General features: G+C 60.2%; 15 protein-coding genes. 10 read left to right on the plus strand and 5 right to left on the minus strand.

The features are described 5' to 3' along the window. Positions 1–50: 50 nt before the first annotated feature. Positions 51–593, minus strand: coding sequence for a DUF3455 domain-containing protein (locus JQ848_RS09215; RefSeq protein WP_003447710.1), 543 nt, complete (start codon positions 591–593; stop codon positions 51–53). A gap of 285 nt (positions 594–878) precedes the next feature. Here JQ848_RS09215 and yghU point away from each other — a divergent pair, with 285 nt between their 5' ends. The 3 genes from yghU to JQ848_RS09230 all read left to right on the plus strand — a co-directional run bounded on the left by yghU (position 879) and on the right by JQ848_RS09230 (position 3,593). Further along, positions 879–1,721, plus strand: coding sequence for a glutathione-dependent disulfide-bond oxidoreductase (yghU, locus tag JQ848_RS09220; RefSeq protein ID WP_003447712.1), 843 nt, complete (start codon positions 879–881; stop codon positions 1,719–1,721). Positions 1,722–1,913: 192 nt separating this feature from the next. Next, positions 1,914–2,126 carry a hypothetical protein gene (locus JQ848_RS09225; protein ID WP_127196685.1) on the plus strand — a complete coding sequence of 71 codons (213 nt, stop codon included), beginning with the start codon at positions 1,914–1,916 and terminating at the stop codon, positions 2,124–2,126. Positions 2,127–2,213: 87 nt separating this feature from the next. Continuing rightward, positions 2,214–3,593 carry an NAD(P)-binding domain-containing protein gene (locus tag JQ848_RS09230; protein WP_010656049.1) on the plus strand — a complete coding sequence of 460 codons (1,380 nt, stop codon included), beginning with the start codon at positions 2,214–2,216 and terminating at the stop codon, positions 3,591–3,593. Positions 3,594–3,672: 79 nt separating this feature from the next. Here the strand turns inward: JQ848_RS09230 and JQ848_RS09235 are convergent, their stop codons facing one another. After that, positions 3,673–4,128, minus strand: a complete 456-nt coding sequence (locus JQ848_RS09235) for a GFA family protein (RefSeq protein ID WP_003447716.1) — start codon at positions 4,126–4,128, stop codon at positions 3,673–3,675. Between the two features lie 369 nt (positions 4,129–4,497). On the opposite strand from JQ848_RS09235, the gene JQ848_RS09240 reads away from it, so the two are divergent. The 3 genes from JQ848_RS09240 to JQ848_RS09250 all read left to right on the plus strand — a co-directional run bounded on the left by JQ848_RS09240 (position 4,498) and on the right by JQ848_RS09250 (position 7,399). Then, a complete protein-coding gene (locus tag JQ848_RS09240) occupies positions 4,498–5,181 on the plus strand; it encodes an ArsR/SmtB family transcription factor (protein WP_202210522.1) in 684 nt (227 codons plus the stop codon). A gap of 144 nt (positions 5,182–5,325) precedes the next feature. Continuing rightward, a complete protein-coding gene (locus tag JQ848_RS09245) occupies positions 5,326–6,537 on the plus strand; it encodes a YeeE/YedE family protein (RefSeq protein ID WP_029612446.1) in 1,212 nt (403 codons plus the stop codon). 121 nt (positions 6,538–6,658) lie between these two features. Further along, positions 6,659–7,399 carry an SAM-dependent methyltransferase gene (locus JQ848_RS09250; protein WP_127196684.1) on the plus strand — a complete coding sequence of 247 codons (741 nt, stop codon included), beginning with the start codon at positions 6,659–6,661 and terminating at the stop codon, positions 7,397–7,399. On the opposite strand, the gene JQ848_RS09255 is transcribed toward JQ848_RS09250, so the two are convergent. After that, positions 7,362–8,834 carry an MFS transporter gene (locus JQ848_RS09255; protein WP_202210523.1) on the minus strand — a complete coding sequence of 491 codons (1,473 nt, stop codon included), beginning with the start codon at positions 8,832–8,834 and terminating at the stop codon, positions 7,362–7,364. The two genes, JQ848_RS09250 and JQ848_RS09255, sit on opposite strands and share 38 nt — an antisense overlap. Before the next feature lie 113 nt (positions 8,835–8,947). Between JQ848_RS09255 and soxR the strand changes: the two genes are divergently transcribed. Next, entirely contained in the window at positions 8,948–9,412 is a 465-nt protein-coding gene (soxR, locus tag JQ848_RS09260) for a redox-sensitive transcriptional activator SoxR (RefSeq protein ID WP_003447721.1), read from the plus strand. Between the two features lie 70 nt (positions 9,413–9,482). Beyond that, positions 9,483–9,947, plus strand: coding sequence for a GNAT family N-acetyltransferase (locus JQ848_RS09265; protein WP_161719705.1), 465 nt, complete (start codon positions 9,483–9,485; stop codon positions 9,945–9,947). On the opposite strand, the gene JQ848_RS09270 is transcribed toward JQ848_RS09265, so the two are convergent. Both JQ848_RS09270 and JQ848_RS09275 read right to left on the minus strand, forming a co-directional pair. After that, a complete protein-coding gene (locus JQ848_RS09270; protein WP_010656047.1) occupies positions 9,948–10,604 on the minus strand; it encodes an alanyl-tRNA editing protein in 657 nt (218 codons plus the stop codon). A 130-nt stretch (positions 10,605–10,734) separates the two neighbouring features. Further along, on the minus strand, positions 10,735–15,804 hold the full coding sequence (locus JQ848_RS09275; RefSeq protein ID WP_202210524.1) for an RHS repeat domain-containing protein: 5,070 nt from the start codon (positions 15,802–15,804) through the stop codon (positions 10,735–10,737). Positions 15,805–16,182: 378 nt separating this feature from the next. Here JQ848_RS09275 and JQ848_RS09280 point away from each other — a divergent pair, with 378 nt between their 5' ends. Further along, positions 16,183–16,587 (plus strand): TraR/DksA family transcriptional regulator, encoded by a 405-nt coding sequence (locus JQ848_RS09280; RefSeq protein WP_003446412.1) that lies wholly within the window; start codon positions 16,183–16,185, stop codon positions 16,585–16,587. A gap of 187 nt (positions 16,588–16,774) precedes the next feature. Then, positions 16,775–18,118: a phospholipase effector Tle1 domain-containing protein gene (locus JQ848_RS09285; RefSeq protein WP_003446413.1), complete on the plus strand. Its 1,344-nt coding sequence runs from the start codon at positions 16,775–16,777 to the stop codon at positions 18,116–18,118. Positions 18,119–18,160: the final 42 nt, after the last annotated feature.

The raw sequence follows: 18,160 nt of genomic DNA on the forward strand, positions 1-18,160 counted from the left end.
AAGGAGAGTAGACGACTTTGCGCGCTAACCGCCTGTTCTGAATCCTTGGCTTAATTAGCTGCCCAAAAAATATAGTCAGCCTGATATTTCACCACCTCGCGCTTGCCTTTGTTTGCAGCGGTGCATTCGGTCATGGGGGCTACGCCGCCTTTTACGGCCACTCGCTGGATATAGCTGACATTGCTCATCGCGCCGTTGCCTTGCGCAGGGTTGGCCTTGACCAACTGATAGGGAAGGTCACCAGTACCTGAGTCTGCAACCGCCAGTTGCGTCCCGGTGATTTTAGAGCCGTCTTTGGCTTGCCAGGTGGCAGGTGGTCCGAAGTAGGTGCCGACCTGTTTGCCACTGCGATCATTAAGCACTGCTTTGGGCCCGACAAAAGTCCATTCGGTCTGACCTGCGACGTTCGCTTTGTCGCGACACTCATACGTGATTTCGCCTACGCCCACAGTCTCCAGGGCGACCTTGTGACCGTCAGGAACCTTGATGCTGTCGGGCAAATCTGTTTGGGCATACGCAGCTGGCACTGTGACCAACAAGCAGGTAGCCGCAAGCGTAGTGCTGACAATGCCCAGGAATCGTTTAGCGTTCATGCAAATCTCTCCAGAAAGGTAATCAGTTCAGCAGCTATGGCTACTACCTGTACTACCCACGGGAGAAGCAACTGGATGCAGCTAACTGGAAAAAATATCAACGCTGGAAGATTCAGCCAGTCTGCGGGTCAAGGTCCGGGCCGGCTTGCAGCGCTGCAAGCCGTCGGTACTCCGGCGCTCTTCGAAGGTGTATGGTCGAGTTTTTCGTCTGTTCTGAACTGCACGGTTGCAGCGTTATCTATATTGGCTGGTCCACCGCGCAATTGAATCCCGGGAGTATCAAGCATGACTGATTACGTACCACCCAAGGTCTGGACCTGGAACAAGGAAAACGGCGGGACTTTCGCCAGCATCAACCGGCCGGTGGCCGGCGCCACCCACGACAAGGAATTGCCGGTGGGGCGTCATCCGCTGCAGCTGTATTCCCTGGCCACGCCCAACGGGCAGAAGGTCAGCATTTTACTGGAGGAGTTGCTGGCCCTCGGTCATCAAGGGGCCGAGTACGATGCCTGGCTGATCAAGATTGGTGAAGGCGATCAGTTCTCCAGCGGCTTCGTCGCGGTAAACCCTAACTCCAAGATTCCGGCGCTGATGGATCACAGCGGGCCCAAGCCCGTGCGCATCTTCGAGTCGGGAGCGATCTTGCTGTACCTGGCCGAGAAGTTCGGGGCGTTTGTCCCCACCGAACCGGCGGCCCGGGCTGAATGCCTGTCCTGGCTGTTCTGGCAGATGGGCAGCGCGCCGTATCTGGGGGGCGGGTTTGGCCATTTTTATGCCTATGCGCCGATCAAGATCGAGTACGCCATCGACCGTTTTGCCATGGAAGTCAAACGTCAACTGGACGTGCTGGACAAGCAGCTGGCGGTGAACGAATACGTCGCCGGCGATCAATACACCATCGCCGACATAGCAATCTGGCCCTGGTACGGCGGCCTGCTCAAAGGCCGGTTATATGAGGCCGCGCAGTTCCTTTCGGTGCAGGATTACAAGCATGTCCAGCGCTGGGCGGATGCCGTTGAGGCGCGGCCTGCGGTCCAGCGAGGACGCCGGGTCAACCGGATTTCGGGGGACCCTTCGCAGCAGTTGCCCGAGCGTCACGATGCCAGTGACTTCGACGCGCGCAGCTAGTCGCTCGGCAGCCGCCCCTTGGCGGTTTCGGGTGCTGACGGGCAGCCCCTTGCCAGGGCTGCCCGCATAAACCCAAGCGTCCCGGGCCGGCACTTACCCATGCTGGCGCTACGGGTTTTATTCTTGCAATCAACGTTTCAATCCCTTATAGCTACAGAGCATTCATAACTAAAAGAGGCTGGATTAGCCCCCATGCATGAGAACACACGTATCTTTCGCTTTTCGGCCCCCCGTCCTGCGCAACGCAGTGATGGCCATGGGCCTAACCTGAAATCCGCTCGGTTCATGGCTTCTCCTTGTGCCAATGCACAGCTCTCCAGACGCTATCAATACCAGCCAATGCTGCCCCACGACGTGCTGGTGGCATTCAAACGCAAGCGCTCGTTCCCGCCACCTGCAGCTTAACGCCTGAACTCTTTCTCCCGTTGCCTGCGGCTTTAGCCGTCCGGGGCGGTGTTTTATTTTTCTGCGTTTAACTGTCGAGGGAATCAGATGTCTATTCGTGTCGCTATTATCGGTGCCGGTCCATGCGGCCTGGCGCAACTGCGTGCCTTTCAATCCGCCCATGCCAAAGGCGCTTCCATGCCGCATGTGGTTTGCTTCGAGAAGCAGGCCGACTGGGGCGGTATGTGGAACTACACCTGGCGCACCGGGCTTGATGAGCACGGCGAGCCGGTCCATGGCAGCATGTACCGTTACCTGTGGTCCAACGGCCCGAAAGAGTGCCTGGAGTTTTCCGACTACAGCTTCGATGAGCATTTCGGTCGACCGATCTCTTCTTATCCGCCCCGTGAAGTGCTTTGGGATTACATCCAGGGCCGGGTGAACAAGGCCGGTGTGCGTGATTACATTCGCTTCAATACGGCGGTCAAACATGTCAGCTTCGACCAGGCGACGCGGGAGTTCAGTGTCACTTCCCATGACTACAGCCTGCAGCAGAGCAAGACTGAGGTATTCGATTTTGTGGTGGTTGCCAGCGGCCATTTCTCGACCCCGAATGTGCCAGCCTTCGAAGGTTTTGAGCGCTTTTCGGGGCGCATCATGCACGCCCACGACTTCCGCGAAGCCACCGAGCTCAAGGGCAAGGACCTGTTGATCGTGGGCAGCAGCTACTCGGCTGAGGACATCGGCTCGCAGTGCTACAAGTACGGTGCGCGCTCGATAACCAGTGCTTACCGCACCCAGCCCATGGGCTACAAGTGGCCCAAAAACTGGGAGGAGCGCCCGCAACTGAGCAAAGTGGACGGCGACATGGCGTACTTTATCGACGGCTCCAGCAAGCGGGTGGACGCGATAATCCTCTGCACCGGCTACAAGCACCATTTCCCCTTTCTGTCCGAGGAACTGACCCTGAAGACGGGCAACCGGCTGTGGCCCGCAGAGCTCTATCAAGGGGTGATATGGGAAGACAATCCGCAGTTGATCTACCTCGGCATGCAGGACCTCTGGTACAGCTTCAACCTGTTCGACGCCCAGGCCTGGTATGCCCGCGACTACATGCTCGGGCGCATTGGCCTGCCTGCACCGGCGGCCATGAAGGCCGACAGCGCCCGCTGGCGTGCCCGGGAAGAAAGCCTGGAGTCCACGGCCTCGATGTACGAATTCCAGGGCAGTTACATCAAGCACCTGATCGAGCAGACCGACTATCCAAGTTTCGATATCGATGCCGTGAACCGGATTTTTCTCAAGTGGAAGACCGACAAGAAGCACGACATCATGGGTTATCGCGACAAGTCCTATCGTTCGGTGATCACCGGCACGGCGGCGGTCCCGCACCATACCCGCTGGTTGCAGGCGCTGGATGACTCGATGGACGAGTACCTGCGCGAAACCCGGGCCAAAGGCGACGTTAACCTATTGCGTCAGCGCTAGGGCCGGGCTCAAGGCTTGCCGACCCGGTCGTGCAAGCCGCCAGCCGTAGCGCTGCTACTGCCGTTCTGACCGGCAGCCGTCAATCACCCGTTACCTGCCGATTCTCTTCATAGCGCAACCAGCCCGCCACCAAAGGCCTTTTGTCCGCGCGGTCATTGGGGTGGGCGCGGCCTTCGAGCACCGGTACTTCTGCGAAATCAAACGGGCTCATGTGTTCGATACAGGCAATGTTCACGCCGTATTGATGGGGGGAAGAGCGGCGCTGGTGAAAGGTATAGATGCCACAACGCGAGCAGAAGTAATGCCGGGCTTCGTTCTTGTTGAACTGGTAGAGCGTCAGCGCATCCTTGCCCTGCACTATCTCGATGTCTGCCAGATTGGCCGACACGGCGACCGCACCGCGCATACGGCAGTAGGAACAATTGCACCGGCGTACCGTGTTCAGGCCATCGCTCAGCCGTAGCGCGAAACGTACGGTGCCGCAATGGCAGGCAGCCTGGTAAACCGGGCGGTTATCGGCAGGGGTTGTGCTCATGACAGGCCTCGCTGGCAACTGGAAGGTGGACTCGGTGCGCGCTGGCCTGACGCATACATGGCCAGAAAGCGCAGCCTGCGGACAGATGGCGCAGGTTCTTTGATCCTCGGGCAATTTGTCATATTTAGTATTGCTTCACTACAGATTAGTAGGCAGCCCAACCTGTTTAACCTGGCTGATGACTTCTCTGGCCGGCGGCGGCATGTCCTGGTAGCGGTTGCCGAACATGCTGCAGAACAGGGTGCCGAAGTCGTCGCCGCTACCACCTTGTGGCCAAAGAAACCTGATTGACTCATCGATCTATCGCTTCAGGGTATTTGGCCTCAGTATGGCGCTCCGGTACATCAACACTTCGGGATTGAGTGAACTATGGATGTTGAAGCTGCGGATCTTTCCCTGGCGGCGGTGGCGGGGGCAATTGCTGATCCGTCGCGCGCGATAATGTTGTGCGCGCTCCTGGATGGTCGCGCACGCACGGCCACCGAACTTGCGGCACTGGCCGATATTGCGGCGTCCACTGCGAGCGGTCATTTTGCACGGCTGCGTGAGCAGGGGCTGGTGCAGATGCATGTGCAGGGCCGTCATCGCTACTACCGGCTCAACAGTCCGCAAGTGGCCCGGGCGCTGGAAGCGCTGCTGTCGATCACCGATCGCGCAGCGACGGTATTCAGGCCCAGTACGCCTTCGGCGTTGAAGCAGGCAAGGACTTGCTACGACCATTGCGCCGGCGAAATCGCGGTGAAGGTGCATGACGCAATGCTGGCAGAGGGCTGGATCCAGATCCAGGGCCAGGACTATGACCTCACCGAGAAAGGTGCGCAGCTGCTGGCCAGACTGGGGATTGAGGTGGATTACCTGGTGCAGCAACGCAGGCGCCTGGCCTATCCCTGCATGGACTGGAGCGAGCGCACGCCGCATATGGGCGGCGCGCTGGGGGCCGCACTGCTGGAACTGATGCTCAAACGCGACTGGGTGAGCCGTCATCTCGACTCCAGGGCACTCACCCTGACCGCCAGGGGAACAACCGCGCTGGCTAAAACATTCGGCGCCTGACAGGGGTTGAAGCCGCTGCGGTTTGAACCTGTCCGGGCACAGGCCTTGGGTGCCCGGCACCAATTACCCGAAGATCGGAGCCGCGCCCGGGTTTATACTCGGCGCCCTCGCAATTAATCGTAATCAAACGGACCGAGATTCTTCATGAGCAGTTCTCTCTCTATGACGCCCGCGCGCAAGTCGTTTGCGCCGCTGGTGGCCTTTGTCTTGCTGGTGTTTGGCGCCGCCTTCCTGCAAAACAGCGTCGGCTCGCGCCAGGTGCTGTTGCTGGTGGTGGGCGCGGCACTGGGGTTGACCCTTTATCACGCAGCCTTCGGCTTTACCTCGGCCTGGCGGGTGTTCATAGCTGATCGGCGGGGCGCAGGTTTACGCGCACAAATGGTCATGCTGGCGTTGGCTGTGGTGCTGTTCTTCCCCGCGTTGGGGGCGGGCACTCTGTTCGGCCAGCCGGTGGTCGGGCTGGTGGCGCCGGCCGGAATTTCGGTGGTGTTCGGTGCATTCATTTTCGGCATCGGCATGCAACTGGGCGGCGGCTGTGCGTCAGGCACCCTGTTCACCGTGGGCGGCGGCAATGCACGCATGCTGGTGACCCTGTTGTTCTTTATCTGCGGTTCGTTGATCGCCACCCAGCACGTTGACTGGTGGTTTGCATTGCCGTCGTTCCCGGCGATTTCCATCGTCAAGAGCTTCGGTGTGGTGCCGGCGATGCTCGCAAGCCTGGCCATGTTCGGGATCATCGCCGCGGTGACCGTGCGCCTGGAAAAGGGCCGTCACGGTCAGCTTGAAGCGGGCGTGACCAGCGAGCACCAGGGCCTGCGGCGCTTCCTGCGCGGACCGTGGCCGTTGGTATGGGGGGCGATTGCACTGGCCTTGCTCAACTACGCCACCCTGGCGCTGGCGGGCCGGCCATGGGGCATTACTTCGGCGTTCGCGTTGTGGGGAGCCAAGGTTGCCAGCGGGCTGGGTATCGATGTCGCAAGCTGGGTGTTCTGGCAGGTCCCGGGCAACGCCAAAGCCCTGGCCGCACCGGTGTGGGAAGACATCACCAGCGTCATGGACATCGGCATTGTTCTGGGTGCGCTATTGGCCGCCGGGCTGGCCGGGCGTTTCGCACCAAGCCTGAAAATCCCCGCGCGCTCGCTGCTCGCAGCCGTGATCGGTGGTTTGCTGCTCGGTTACGGTTCGCGTCTGGCCTACGGCTGCAATATTGGCGCGTACTTCAGCGGCATCGCCTCGGGCAGCCTGCATGGCTGGTTGTGGTTAGTGGCAGCGTTTATCGGCAATAGCGTGGGCGTGCGTCTGCGGCCCTGGTTCTTTGCCAGTGAGCCTCGACCGCAGGCATTGAGCGGTTGTTGAACGCTCAGTAACTCCTGAGGTTGCGTCGCGTATTCCATGCTGGAATCCAATATATAAAATTAATGAATTTTTATTATCGGTCCGGCAGGAGTAGTTTGATTTCAAGCCATGGAGAACCCCCTTGAAATCATCCACCAGCGACGCCGTTGCAAAATTCGATGCCTCTCGGGCCAATGAATACGGGCGCCAGAGCCGTATCGCGCTGGCAGGATATGACGCCTGTCACGAGCTGGCGGCGTGCATGCTGGCGGCCAGCCTGGGCCACCGCAACACGGCGAAAATTCTGGTGGTGGGTGCTGGTGGTACGGCCCAGGAAATCATTGCGATGGCAGCGCTGGAGCCAGGCTGGCGCTTCACTGCGCTCGACCCGTGCGAACCGATGCTGGAGGTGGCAAGGCAGCAGTTGGATGCCCGCGGTTTGCTTGCAAGAACCGATATCCACCTTGGGCATATTGAGGACCTGGCGGCAGACGCCACTTATGACGCCGCCACCCTTGTCGGTGTGCTCCACCATCTGGGCGGGGACGATGCCAAGCGCCGCATTCTGCAATCGATCGAGGCTCGTCTTGAACCGGGTGCGCCGCTGATTGTCGCGGGCAATCACCATGCCTATGCCAGCGAGCCGTTATTGCTTGCGGCCTGGGGCCAGCGCTGGCGGCAACACGGAGCCAGCCCCGATGAAGTAAAGGTCAAGCTTGGCAAAATCCTCCAGGGCGCGGACCCGCCACACTCCGAGGCGGCGGTGCAAAAACTGCTGCATGAGGCCGGGTTCGGCGCGGCCACCCGTTTCTTCAGCAGTCTGTTCTGGGGCGCCTGGTTGACGACTAAGACGGCCTCAAGCGGATCACCCGCAGGGCAGTAAAAACGCCGATCACCGGGGCCAGTGCGAACACCCCGAACAGCCAGCCGGCCGCACTCATGGTGCCGGCGATGCCACCGGGCTCAGTGAGGCCGGCGAGGTTCGCCACCATCCCCGCCAGCGCTGCGCCGAGCGCGGTGGCAAATAACTGCACGGTGGTGATGGACGCACTGGTCAGGTCCTGCTCGCCCGCGGGCGCGGCCTGGAACACCCGGGTCAGCAGGTGCGGCCAGGCCAGGCCCACCCCCAGTCCGATTGCTACCAGCGCCAGGCAGATCGGCATGACCGCCAACCAGTCACCGCGACTTGGGCTACCCATCAAAACCGCCAGCATCAGCATGCCGACCAGGCCCAGGATCGGCCCGGCGAGGATTGCGCGCCGGATGCCTGCGCCGCTCGCCCCTGAACTGGCAACGGAGCCCAATGTCCAGCCGGCCCCCATCAGCGCCGCAAGATAACCGGCGACCAGGGCGGACTGATGGTGCAGTACCTGAAGGAACAGCGGCACGAATATTTCGCCACTGGTCACCGCGACCGCAAGCAATGACATCGTGGCATATAGAGCACCCAGCGCAGTGCTGATCCGGAACGCCCCATCAGGCAACAGCCGGTGGCGGGCTCGGCGTTCGCTACGTATCAGCAGGGCGGTGAGGATGACGGCGGCGCCAAGCCCCAGAATATTGTGTGACAGCTCGGGCGACACGCTGCCGGCTGAAACAGCGAGCACTGCTGCTGTCAAGAACAGCAGTTGGGCCAGCGCAAGTGGCGAGCCTGGCGCTCTGTCGGCACTGCGTCCGGGCAGTACGGTTGCAGCCAGCAGGGCGAACAGCGCTGCCACCGGGATCAGCGACCAGAACGCTGCCCGCCATACCCCCAACCCGGCGAAGATGCCGCCTATGGCAGGGCCGACCAGGGTTGCCACCCCCCACATGCCCGAGATCAGCGCCATCGCCCGCGGCCACAGGGATTCATCGAATACCAGGCGGATCATTGCGTAGGAGAGCGCGAACAGGAACCCGCCGCCCAGTCCCTGAATAAAGCGCCCGAGCAGCATCACCGGCATTGACGGGGCAAGCCCGCAGATCAACGCGCCCGCCGCAAACACCAGGCTGGCGCTGATATAGGCACCTCGGGGCCCGGTGCGGGCGAGCAGCCTGGCCGACAGCGCGGAGCCGAGGATCGAGGCCGCGACGAACAGGGTGGTGTTCCAGGCGTAATAGTCGATGCCGCCGATGTCCCTGACCACCGATGGCAGAATCGTGGTGGCTATATAGACATTGACCGTATGCAGGATGACACCACCGGCGAGCGCGAGTGAGCGCACCCCATTGGCGCCCGAGAGCAGGGCGGCCCAGCCGGTATTTGCGGGGCGTGCACAAGGCTGTGGCGCTGGTACCGATTGCGGGTTTTGATCAGACGGAAGGTGACGCTGGTCCATGGTGGCTCCACTTGGTGAGGTCACTCGCAGCAGCGAATGAAGGCTTGCAAAGGCAAGCCGACACTCTTTATAAGACCTCATGTAAAGGTGAGGTCAACAGGAGTCAGGGGTCCATGATTGATGTACGCGTGCTGCTTGGGGTAGGGGAGGTCGCCCGTCGCTGCGGTGTCACCATTGCCACCGTGCACTTCTACGAGGCCAAGGGGCTGATCCACGGGCAGCGCAATGCGGGCAATCAGCGTCGTTATTCGCGGGATATTCTGCGCCGGATTGCCATCATCAAAATCGCACAGCGTGCCGGTATTCCCCTGGCCACCATCAAGGGTGCGCTGGACCAGCTGCCATCCGGGAGACCACTGACGGCCACGGACTGGGCGCATCTCTCGACAATCTGGCGGGACATGCTGGCCGAACGGATACGCAGCCTCAGCCAGCTTCGCGACCAGCTGGACGGTTGCATCGGCTGTGGCTGCCTGTCGATGGAGGACTGTCCGCTACGCAACCCGGGCGATCATTTGAACCGGCTCGGGGCAGGTGCGGTTTTGCTCGAAAAAGACACCGCGTCATTGGCTGATTGAAGGCCTGCCCCCGGCCGCGGGGGCGGGAATGACGGATGGATACAAGGCATCTTTGCCCGGGAGGCATGCATTGCATACTGTGAGAGTTATTCGTCGCGCCGGTCAGGGCGATGCTGAGGCCATTGCTGTGCTGGTTAACCAGGCCTATGAGCCTTACATCCGCAGGATCGGAAAAAAACCGGGCCCCATGCTGGATGATTACCGGCAGGTGGTGGCTGATACCCACACCTTCGTACTTGAAGAAGGGGCGGACCTGCTGGGGGTGCTGGTGATGAGCCTGGAGGATACAGGGTTGCTGCTTATCAATATCGCCGTACAGCCTCGGCATAAAGGCAAAGGTATCGGCAAAATACTGATGGCCTTCTGTGAGCGCCATGCACTGCGTAATGGTTGCGACGCCATCAGGCTCTACACCCATGAGCTGATGACCGAGAACATCGCAATCTATAAAAAGCTTGGCTACCAGGAAACCCGCAGGGCCAGCGAAAATGGATTCGCCCGGGTGTTTATGCGCAAGGCTCTGTCAGTTCGCTGATCAGCCATCATGCGCTGGATCCACCAGCATGATTTCGATCCGCTCCTTGCCCCGGCCGGTATTCTTGCGTTTGAGTTTTACAGCGCCAACCTCGCGGGTTGATCTGGGATGGGTGCCGCCACAGGCCATCCTGGCAAAACCCTCGACTTCCCAGAATCGGCGCTGTGTCGGCACATCGCTGAAGTCTGTGAATATAGTCAGGTCGCGGCTGATCAATTGTGCGGCCGCCGATTCGATCTCCGGGAACAACGGGGCGAGGTTCTGATCACTGGCGAAATCGATGCGGGCCTTGTCCTGAGCTATGTGCGCGCCGATACGCTGGATGCCCGGGCATCTTTGATAGACCAGCTGCAAGACCATTTCTGCTGCAAAGTGCAGGCGCATCAGCCGGTATCGCCGCGCCCAGTCAATCTGCCAGGTCACGGCGTCGCCCGGTTTCAGCGAATGGTCATGGGGCAGGCTGTAAATGATGTCCAGGCCATGTTTTTCAGCCTTGAGCACCGGGTATCCGGCAAGGGAACCGCCATCGCTTTCCTGGCCCCCGGAAAACGCAAAAAATATCGTTGCCCGGGCCTGAACCCGCTCGCCATCGACGTGACTGACGAGAGTGTCCAGGGTTGTTCGATAGGGATCGTCCCAAAATACCTTTCGAGTCACGGCCAAGGATCCTTTTGCTCCAGAAAGGCGATTATGCTAATCAATCCGGATCTGCAGTTCTTGTACGATCTTGCTGTTCAGGGCCTTTATTCAACACTCCGGCTGAATATGTTCAGCTCTGCGCAGGCCGCTACAGAATCCGGCAAAGTTGCTCTCTGCGCACTATTTCCCCTCGCTGTGAAAACCACTGAAAATCCAGTTCAAAACTTGCGTACCTTCCGGTAAAAAATTGCGGGTCAGCAAGTCTGTCCGGAACCATGTTATCGAAAATCATGGGTTCTATAATTCTTAACTGTCTTGGGTTCTCGATACCTGCCGCACCGATCTGCCAAGGGTAATACCTGGGGTGATTACCTGAAATTGTTTGTCTGACCTCGGCGACAAAGTCGGGATTATGAATAATTGGATAGGGTAGTTGCTCCAGATGCCCGTTAACAAAGCCGGCTCTGCCACTGTAAGGAAGCTGGAGTGGTTCAAAAGAAGTGGATGACCAGCTTGAATAAACTGCTGCCCTGTTAGCCGAGTTGGTTTGCCCGATATTTTGCAGATCAGCACGGGACAAGTGCGGTAAAAAGCGCTCCCGGGTCGGTCCTTGTTCCAGCAAATAGGCTAGATCCATCTTAGGTATCGGCGCAGCCGTTGCTCCCACTCGCTGGGCATGTCCGGGAAATGCCCGGCCGCCTCCCGGAGCTCCGCCGGCATGCTGCAGTTTGTGCTGCCAGCTGCCCACGAACCTCCCGGCCTTTTTGACCCCCTTGGCCGCAGCCCCGGCCATCGACGGGGCCGCCGAGGCCAGCCCGGTTGCCATGCCCACCCAGCCCAGAATCCGTCCGGCGTTTTCATTGCCGGTGGCCAGCAAGGCTATCGAGGCCACGTCCGCTGCCAGCGACACCACACTCAGGGTCGCGGTGGTGACTGCCGTTACATAGCTGGCGGTCAGCGCCGCGGTGGGCGCCGCCAACGCACCCAGGGAGGCCACGGTGCCGATCACGGCCAGGGCGATGCCGGCCGCCGGCAACAGCCAGTCCAGCCACGAATGGCCCGATGGATCGATGCGGTTGACCGGATCCCCGGCGCAGTAGGCATAGCCATTGAGGCCGCCTTCGCCGAAGGGGCTGAGGCTGTCACGGCTGTGGAAACGCATCAGTGCGGGGTTGTAGATGCGGTAATCACCGAGGAAGTACCAGCCGCTGTCCTGTTCGCGCAAGGAGCCGGCGTAGCCCAGTCGGCTGGTGCCGGGCTGGCTCTGGCCGTAGGCGCCGTAGACCGGTGTATTGATCCCGTTATAGGCCTCAGTGGTTATCGAGCCCTGGGCGTCGGTGCCCAGCAGCATGACTTCGCGCACTGCCGATGCCAGTCGACTTTCTGCCACGGGAACAGCGCCGGCCCTTACCCAGCGGGTCTGGGTGTTGTCACCCATCTCGCAGCTGAGCTGGCCGCCGGTGTGGTAACGCCAGCGCGGACCGGTAGAGTCTTCGGTCTTGATGATGTTGCCCGCCGGGCCGTAGTGCCAGCGGCGCTCGCCGGTAGGCAGGGTTACCCCGATCAGTCGGCCCAGGGCGTCGTAGTGCAGCGGATTACCGCGCTCGTCGCGTTTGAGATTACCCAGCGCGTCGTACTCCAGGGTTACCGGTGCCGGGTAATCGCTTCGGCTGTGGCTGAGGCTAAGCAGCTGGGTGAGATCGGCGGGGTTGTAGGTAAATGTACTGATATTGCTGGCGCCGGCGTCGGCAAAGACCGTTTCCAGGCGTCGTACATTGTCGAGGGCGTCGTATTGAAAGTGCTGCTCGCGGTAGGTTTTGCCGTGGGCATCCTGTGGTAAATCCTGGCCGTGCAGACGGTGAACAATCATCCGTCCGCGCAGGTCGTAGTCGAAGCTTTCACTACGGACCAGAACACCGTCGCGGGTCAGTTCGCGCCGGGTCAGCTTGCCGTCTTTACGCCATTGCTGGGTCTGCACTTCTACATGCTGTGCATTCGACGTTCGGGTAGCCGTTTCTCGGCGGGCCGGGCGGCCCAGGCTGTCGTAGCCCAGGGTTACGGTCATGTCCCGCGAGCCGTCTATAGATTGCGTGCGCTGCTGGTGAATCCGCGAGGCTGCATCGTAAGTAATGCTGATGCTCACATCAGAGCCTTGCTGCACGCTCAAACGCCCGAATTCATCGTACTGGCAACGCTGTTCGGCGCCGTCGGCATCGGTCAGGCGCGTGACTTTGCCCGCCGGGGTAGTGCTTTGCTGTTGCGAGCGCGGCTGATCACCTTGCCAGGCGTAGTCGGCTTTGCTCAGTTGGCCGGACGGGGACCAGTGATCTTTTTGCAGACCCAGATTGCCTTGGGCTTCCAGCAAACGGCCGCTTAGCGGATCGTATTGATTGAACACACTGATGCCCGGGGCTTGCAGCGACAGCAACGCGCCGGCCAGTTCCGGTTGGCGTTCGGTATGGACTTGAGTGCCGTCAGGCAAGGTTTGGGTATGGGCGTGGATTTCTCCTTCGGCATATTCCCATTCAGAGACACTCTGCCCGACCTTTTCCCACACCAGTCGGCCCAGGCCATCGTATTTACGCTCGCCCAGCAGGACTTCATTAGTGCCCAACGACGGATGAGTGATCGATACCGTGGCCGGCAATTCACCGTCATGGCCTTCGGCGTAGGTGCGTTTAATAAGCGACCCATCAGGCAGCGTGGTGGATACCAGCCGATCCCGCACATCCCATTCTTGGCGGGTCTCCCGGCCCATGGTATCGAACTGGCTGACGCAACGGCCAAGGCCGTCATAGCTCCAGCGCAAGGTGTGTTGCAACTCCCCTTGGGCGCAAAATAATTGCTCAGTCAGCGGCTTGCCATCCAGAGTATGGGTGGTCACGGTTCTGGCCCCGGCCACACCCTTGGCATCGGTCTGCCAGCTGCTGCCGGTCAGGGCTACCGGGTCGGCCAGGGTATGTTGAGTGACACCGTCTGCGCCGGTTTCGGTCAGCACATTGCCCCAGTCATCAAAGGTGCGTTCGGTGGTCAGGCTCAGGGCCGGGACGTCTTCGTTACCGGGATCGTAAGTCGTTTCACGGAACACCCGGCCCAGCACGTCATATTCGGCAGTCCAGGCGGTATAGGTCTCACCGCTGTCGGTCTGTTTTTCACGGCGGATTTCCCGGGCCATGCCATCGAGCCAGACAGTTTCCTTACGCCCGGAAGCGCCGATTCGGGTCTGGCAGCGCTCGCTGGCCGACAACGAATAGGCCCAGTTGACCTCAGCCTCGAAAGCCGAATCCGGGGCCGCGACTTCCTGAGTCACACGCCCCAGGGCATCGTGGGCAAAGGCCATGCGCAACTGCTCGTCGGTCTGCTCGGTGACCATCAGGCCCGAGTACAGATCCTGGGAGGATTGGGAGCTGGATTTATGTCCGTCGTGGCTGGTGATCGTGACGTTTTCCTGCAGCACCGCCCGCTCCTTTGATCGAGCGTTGCGGGCCAGATTCAGGGTGTAGCTGTAGGCCCGGGTGGTGCCTTTACCCTCTACGGTTCTGGTTTCGCTAAGCATGCGAGCGTGATGGGGCGAGGTCGGATCGTTAATGAAATTTTGCGTCGAGCGGCCCAGCTCGGTGGACTGATTGCCCTCAACCAGCAGCAACCGCTCTTCACTGCTCTGGACAAATGTCGGCAATGCAAACCCGGGAGCATCCCCACGCACGGGCAGGGATTGATAGCGATATAGGGTCTGCTTGACCGGGCCTTCGGTGCCGGGTGGCGGGCTGACCGTACGACTTTTCAGACGGGTGATGCGGCCCAGTGGGTCGGCCGGGCAGTTGTCGCTCTCACCGGTTACCGGGTAGTACTCCGACTCTTCAATTGCGCCCAGGGCATTGCGGTGCCACACCGGGTTACCCAGCTCGTCGTAGCGGGTTTCTTCCTCGGTAACAAGCTCTCGCAGCACCCGTTGGCCATCCAGCTGCGCCTTGCGGGTAATGACTTTGCGCGGGAACTGGAAGTAAGGCACCTGCCGGGCAATGGGCAACCAGGGCTCGTCGTAATAGGTGGTCTCGGTTTCCTGCAGGGTCTGGCCCTGTTGCGTGCGTTCCCGGGTCAGCAGGTGGAAGCGGTTAAAGGTGCGGCTGATGGTTTGTAGGGGGGTGCCCCGGGCATCCATCAGGGTTTCGGTGGAGCCGTAAAGAAAATCGCCGGCACCGGTCAGGTGATAGAGGTTGTCTTCGCGGTTACGCCACTGGCGCACTGCCGGCCAGCCAAAATAGTTGCTGCTGCCATACAGACCGTAGTCATAACGAACCAGCTGCACCGGCTGGCCGTCCCCCGGGTCCTTGCGGGTCTGACTGACCACCGGCATCCGCGCAAACGGCGCGCCTGCAGGCAGGTTGAGGCCGTTGGCTTCGCTGTAGGTCACTTCCTCGGTGCTGCCGGTGGGCTGGGTACATTTGCTCAGCAGCAGTAATCCGGAAGTCGCAGTGCTGTACTCAAACTGCCAGCCACTGTCGGGAAGGCCGTCCACCGTTACCCGGCGCAACTGCCCGGAGACCCGATGAAAAGACATCACCACCTGTGCGGTGGTATCCGGTTGCAACGTCAGACGGGTTGTCACGCCCTCGTAGGTCAGTGCCAGCACAGTGCGGCCACGGGCATCGCTGACTTTTTGCAGGTACGCCCCATTGCCAACCGAGCGCCAGTCAAAATTCAAGGCGCTGCCATCGGCCCCCACCAGGGTGCTGACCACCCACAGGCTGGCATGCCCCGGCAACGGCGCGAGTCGTTCACAAGTGCCGTCGTTATGCCTGACCCACATTTCCTGACGCTGAACGGTCACTGCGACTACCGGCAAACGCACATCCGGGAAACGCATGCTCTGGCCGACAATTTCACCGCGAAAGCGCTCGCCGGAATTGAGTTGCAGTTGTTGGCTGGCCCCGTCCCAGGAGGTGGTGCCGAGCATCCAGCCCTGACCGAAGCCCTGATCTTCGGCCATCAGCGGGCTATGGCTCAGGCGCAACTGGCTGATGGGCCCGCGCAAATCGTTGGCGGCGCCGGTGGGCAGGGTTATCGAGGCCGAGAACGCACCGGTGCGCGGATCGACGCCGGCACTGATGCTGCTCATAAAGTTGTAGGCCCCGGAATATACGTCACCGCTGTTGAGCAGGCTGGGGGCGGATTTGATCTCGGGGGAGGGCGTCGTGTGGTCAGTCGGGGCAGTCATGATGACTATTCCTTGGCTATCTGGAGAGGAGCCGCACAATAGGAACCCTTGCTTGAGGCCAGCAATGAGCGAGGTTTGTAGGAGGGAGCGGGACAGAAGTCCGCACTGGGGGCATTTTCAGGGCAACAATTGAATTTCTTGCGATAAACGCACTCCATTAGCCCCTGCGTAACAGGTTTTTCGTCGTTTTCCATGTTTTGCTGGACAAATAGCTGTCATTTCAGTTGCTGACTCGATAAGTCGGCCTTAGACTGCCGCCCCTCGTAAATTGAGTGCCGGGTGGCGCTTGAAATAGATGGCACCTAACTGGTTGGGATGAAGAACGGTCAGGACGCTCCCTAATTCGCCTTAATGCACGTATTTTTTATAGAGAAATCAATGACAAAGGATAAGTTGCTGGCCATGCCGGCGGATGACTACATGAATGCCGAGCAACATGCTTTTTTCAGCGAGCTGTTGCAAAACATGAAGGTTGAAACCCACGAGCGTATTGAGCAGAACCGCATCGCGATCGAAAGCCTGGACACTCCAGCTGACCCTGCGGACGCCGCTTCGGTTGAAGAAGAGCGTACCTGGTTGGTGAACTCTATCGATCGCGACCAGCGCATGCTGCCTCAACTGGAACAAGCACTGGAACGCATCAAAGATGACAGCTTCGGCTGGTGTGATGACAGCGGCGAGGCAATTGGCCTTAAGCGCCTGCTGATCAGCCCGACCACCAAGTACTGCATCGAAGCTCAAGAGCGCCATGAGCAAATCGACAAGCATCAGCGTCAAGCCTGACTGTTTGCTTTGCCGGAGCCGCGCCACGCGGTTCCGGCATCAGTCGGGTCCTGCAGTCGTTCGTATTGCAGCCATTGTTGTAACTCCCTCCAAAACAATTTCCGAATCTTGAGCTGGCCGTGCTTCTTGCGTCTTATATTGGGCGCGGCATTATTGCGCGCAGTAGAAATAATCGAGGGCAGGATTGATGAGCAATTCAAGCAACGCGGGAGCAGTGTTGCGGGTCGGCATCTTTTTCGATGGGACGGCCAATAACCAGTTCAATAGCCTGCAGGGACAGCAGCGTCAGGAACAGGGGCTGCTGATTGATCCTGGCAGCAGCTATGGCTCTGCGGTGACCAATATTGCCAAGCTGCACCAGTGCTACCCGGCCCAGTCAGGGTTTGACCCTGCTGGCCATGCCGTGACTTCGCTGTATATCAGCGGTATCGGCACCACCACCGGCGCGGCCGATACTCAGTTTCCGGGCCAGACCTATGGTCGTGGCCATACGGGGGTGCTGGGCAAGGCTGAACTGGCCCGGACCCGGTTGACGGAGTGCTTGCAACACTTTGTCGCGCAGCTGCCCCCCAATACCCTGAGCCGTTTGCAGCTGGACCTGTTTGGTTTCAGTCGCGGCGCCGCGGCGGCCCGGCATTTTGTGAACCAGATCAACGCCAGCGCATTTACCGCCCAGTTTGCCCTGGCCGCCGACTTTGCATGCTCCATCCACTTTATTGGTCTGTTTGACACAGTCGCCGCCATGGGCGGGCTGGAGGATTGGGGGGATGTGGCCGATGACATCAATCCCGGACTCAACCTGTACCTGGGCCCGGACTGTGCGCAACAGGTGGTCCAGTTGAGCGCGCGGGATGAACAACGGCGAAATTTTTCCTTGAGTCGCATCGCGCCACAGTGGCCGCTGGATATTGCGGTGCCGGGGGCGCATGCCGACGTCGGCGGCGGTTATCCGCTGGATATGCTGGAACAGGTTTTTTTGAGCCGCTGGCAGAGCAATCTGGTGCAGCCGTCCACAGCCATTGAACAGACCCGGGCCTGGAAGTTGACCCAGTCTCAGTTGCTGGCATGGCAGGCCGAAGACCTGATTGATCCCCGCGCTGCGGAGAATTTCCTGCAGATCCGCACTCTTGAACGCAAGGAAGGTAGCCGTGAAGACCCGATGAAACGGGTACAGGCTGCAGTGTTCATGCAGCGCAGGATCGATGGCCGTCTTGCCCGGGTGCATTTGCGGATCATGCATGGCCTGGCGGTTGAGCACGGTGTGCCCTTCAACGCATTGACCGATGCCCAGGCCGCGTTGCCCGATGAGCTGAAACCCATAATGGCCACGCTTGAGGCCCAGGTGCGCCAGGGGACGATCAAGCTGAGCGCCGATGAAGAACGTTTGCTGCGCCAGCGCTATATCCACCAGTCGGCCAACTGGAACCCCGGCGTGGGGGCGGGCGAGGCCGTGGTGCAAAGGGCATTCTTCAATATCCCCGAGGAAGGCGGGCGCTGGGTCTTCGATCAGAAAGCACCGGATTACGCCTAGGCAAAGCAGAAGATTGTTACGGCTTATGCAATTGATCTATGC

The organism is Pseudomonas paraversuta (genome assembly GCF_904067025.1).
GTDB lineage: Bacteria > Pseudomonadota > Gammaproteobacteria > Pseudomonadales > Pseudomonadaceae > Aquipseudomonas > Aquipseudomonas paraversuta.

Bases quoted from the DNA above. Each gene is read 5' to 3' on its own strand.
- JQ848_RS09230 (WP_010656049.1), top strand. From the start codon at position 2,214: ATGTCTATTCGTGTCGCTATTATCGGTGCCGGTCCATGCGGCCTGGCG.
- JQ848_RS09255 (WP_202210523.1), bottom strand. From the start codon at position 8,834: ATGGACCAGCGTCACCTTCCGTCTGATCAAAACCCGCAATCGGTACCA.
- JQ848_RS09275 (WP_202210524.1), bottom strand. From the start codon at position 15,804: ATGACTGCCCCGACTGACCACACGACGCCCTCCCCCGAGATCAAATCC.
- JQ848_RS09240 (WP_202210522.1), top strand. From the start codon at position 4,498: ATGGATGTTGAAGCTGCGGATCTTTCCCTGGCGGCGGTGGCGGGGGCA.
- JQ848_RS09215 (WP_003447710.1), bottom strand. From the start codon at position 593: ATGAACGCTAAACGATTCCTGGGCATTGTCAGCACTACGCTTGCGGCT.
- JQ848_RS09280 (WP_003446412.1), top strand. From the start codon at position 16,183: ATGACAAAGGATAAGTTGCTGGCCATGCCGGCGGATGACTACATGAAT.
- JQ848_RS09225 (WP_127196685.1), top strand. From the start codon at position 1,914: ATGCATGAGAACACACGTATCTTTCGCTTTTCGGCCCCCCGTCCTGCG.
- JQ848_RS09245 (WP_029612446.1), top strand. From the start codon at position 5,326: ATGAGCAGTTCTCTCTCTATGACGCCCGCGCGCAAGTCGTTTGCGCCG.
- yghU (WP_003447712.1), top strand. From the start codon at position 879: ATGACTGATTACGTACCACCCAAGGTCTGGACCTGGAACAAGGAAAAC.
- JQ848_RS09235 (WP_003447716.1), bottom strand. From the start codon at position 4,128: ATGAGCACAACCCCTGCCGATAACCGCCCGGTTTACCAGGCTGCCTGC.
- soxR (WP_003447721.1), top strand. From the start codon at position 8,948: ATGATTGATGTACGCGTGCTGCTTGGGGTAGGGGAGGTCGCCCGTCGC.
- JQ848_RS09285 (WP_003446413.1), top strand. From the start codon at position 16,775: ATGAGCAATTCAAGCAACGCGGGAGCAGTGTTGCGGGTCGGCATCTTT.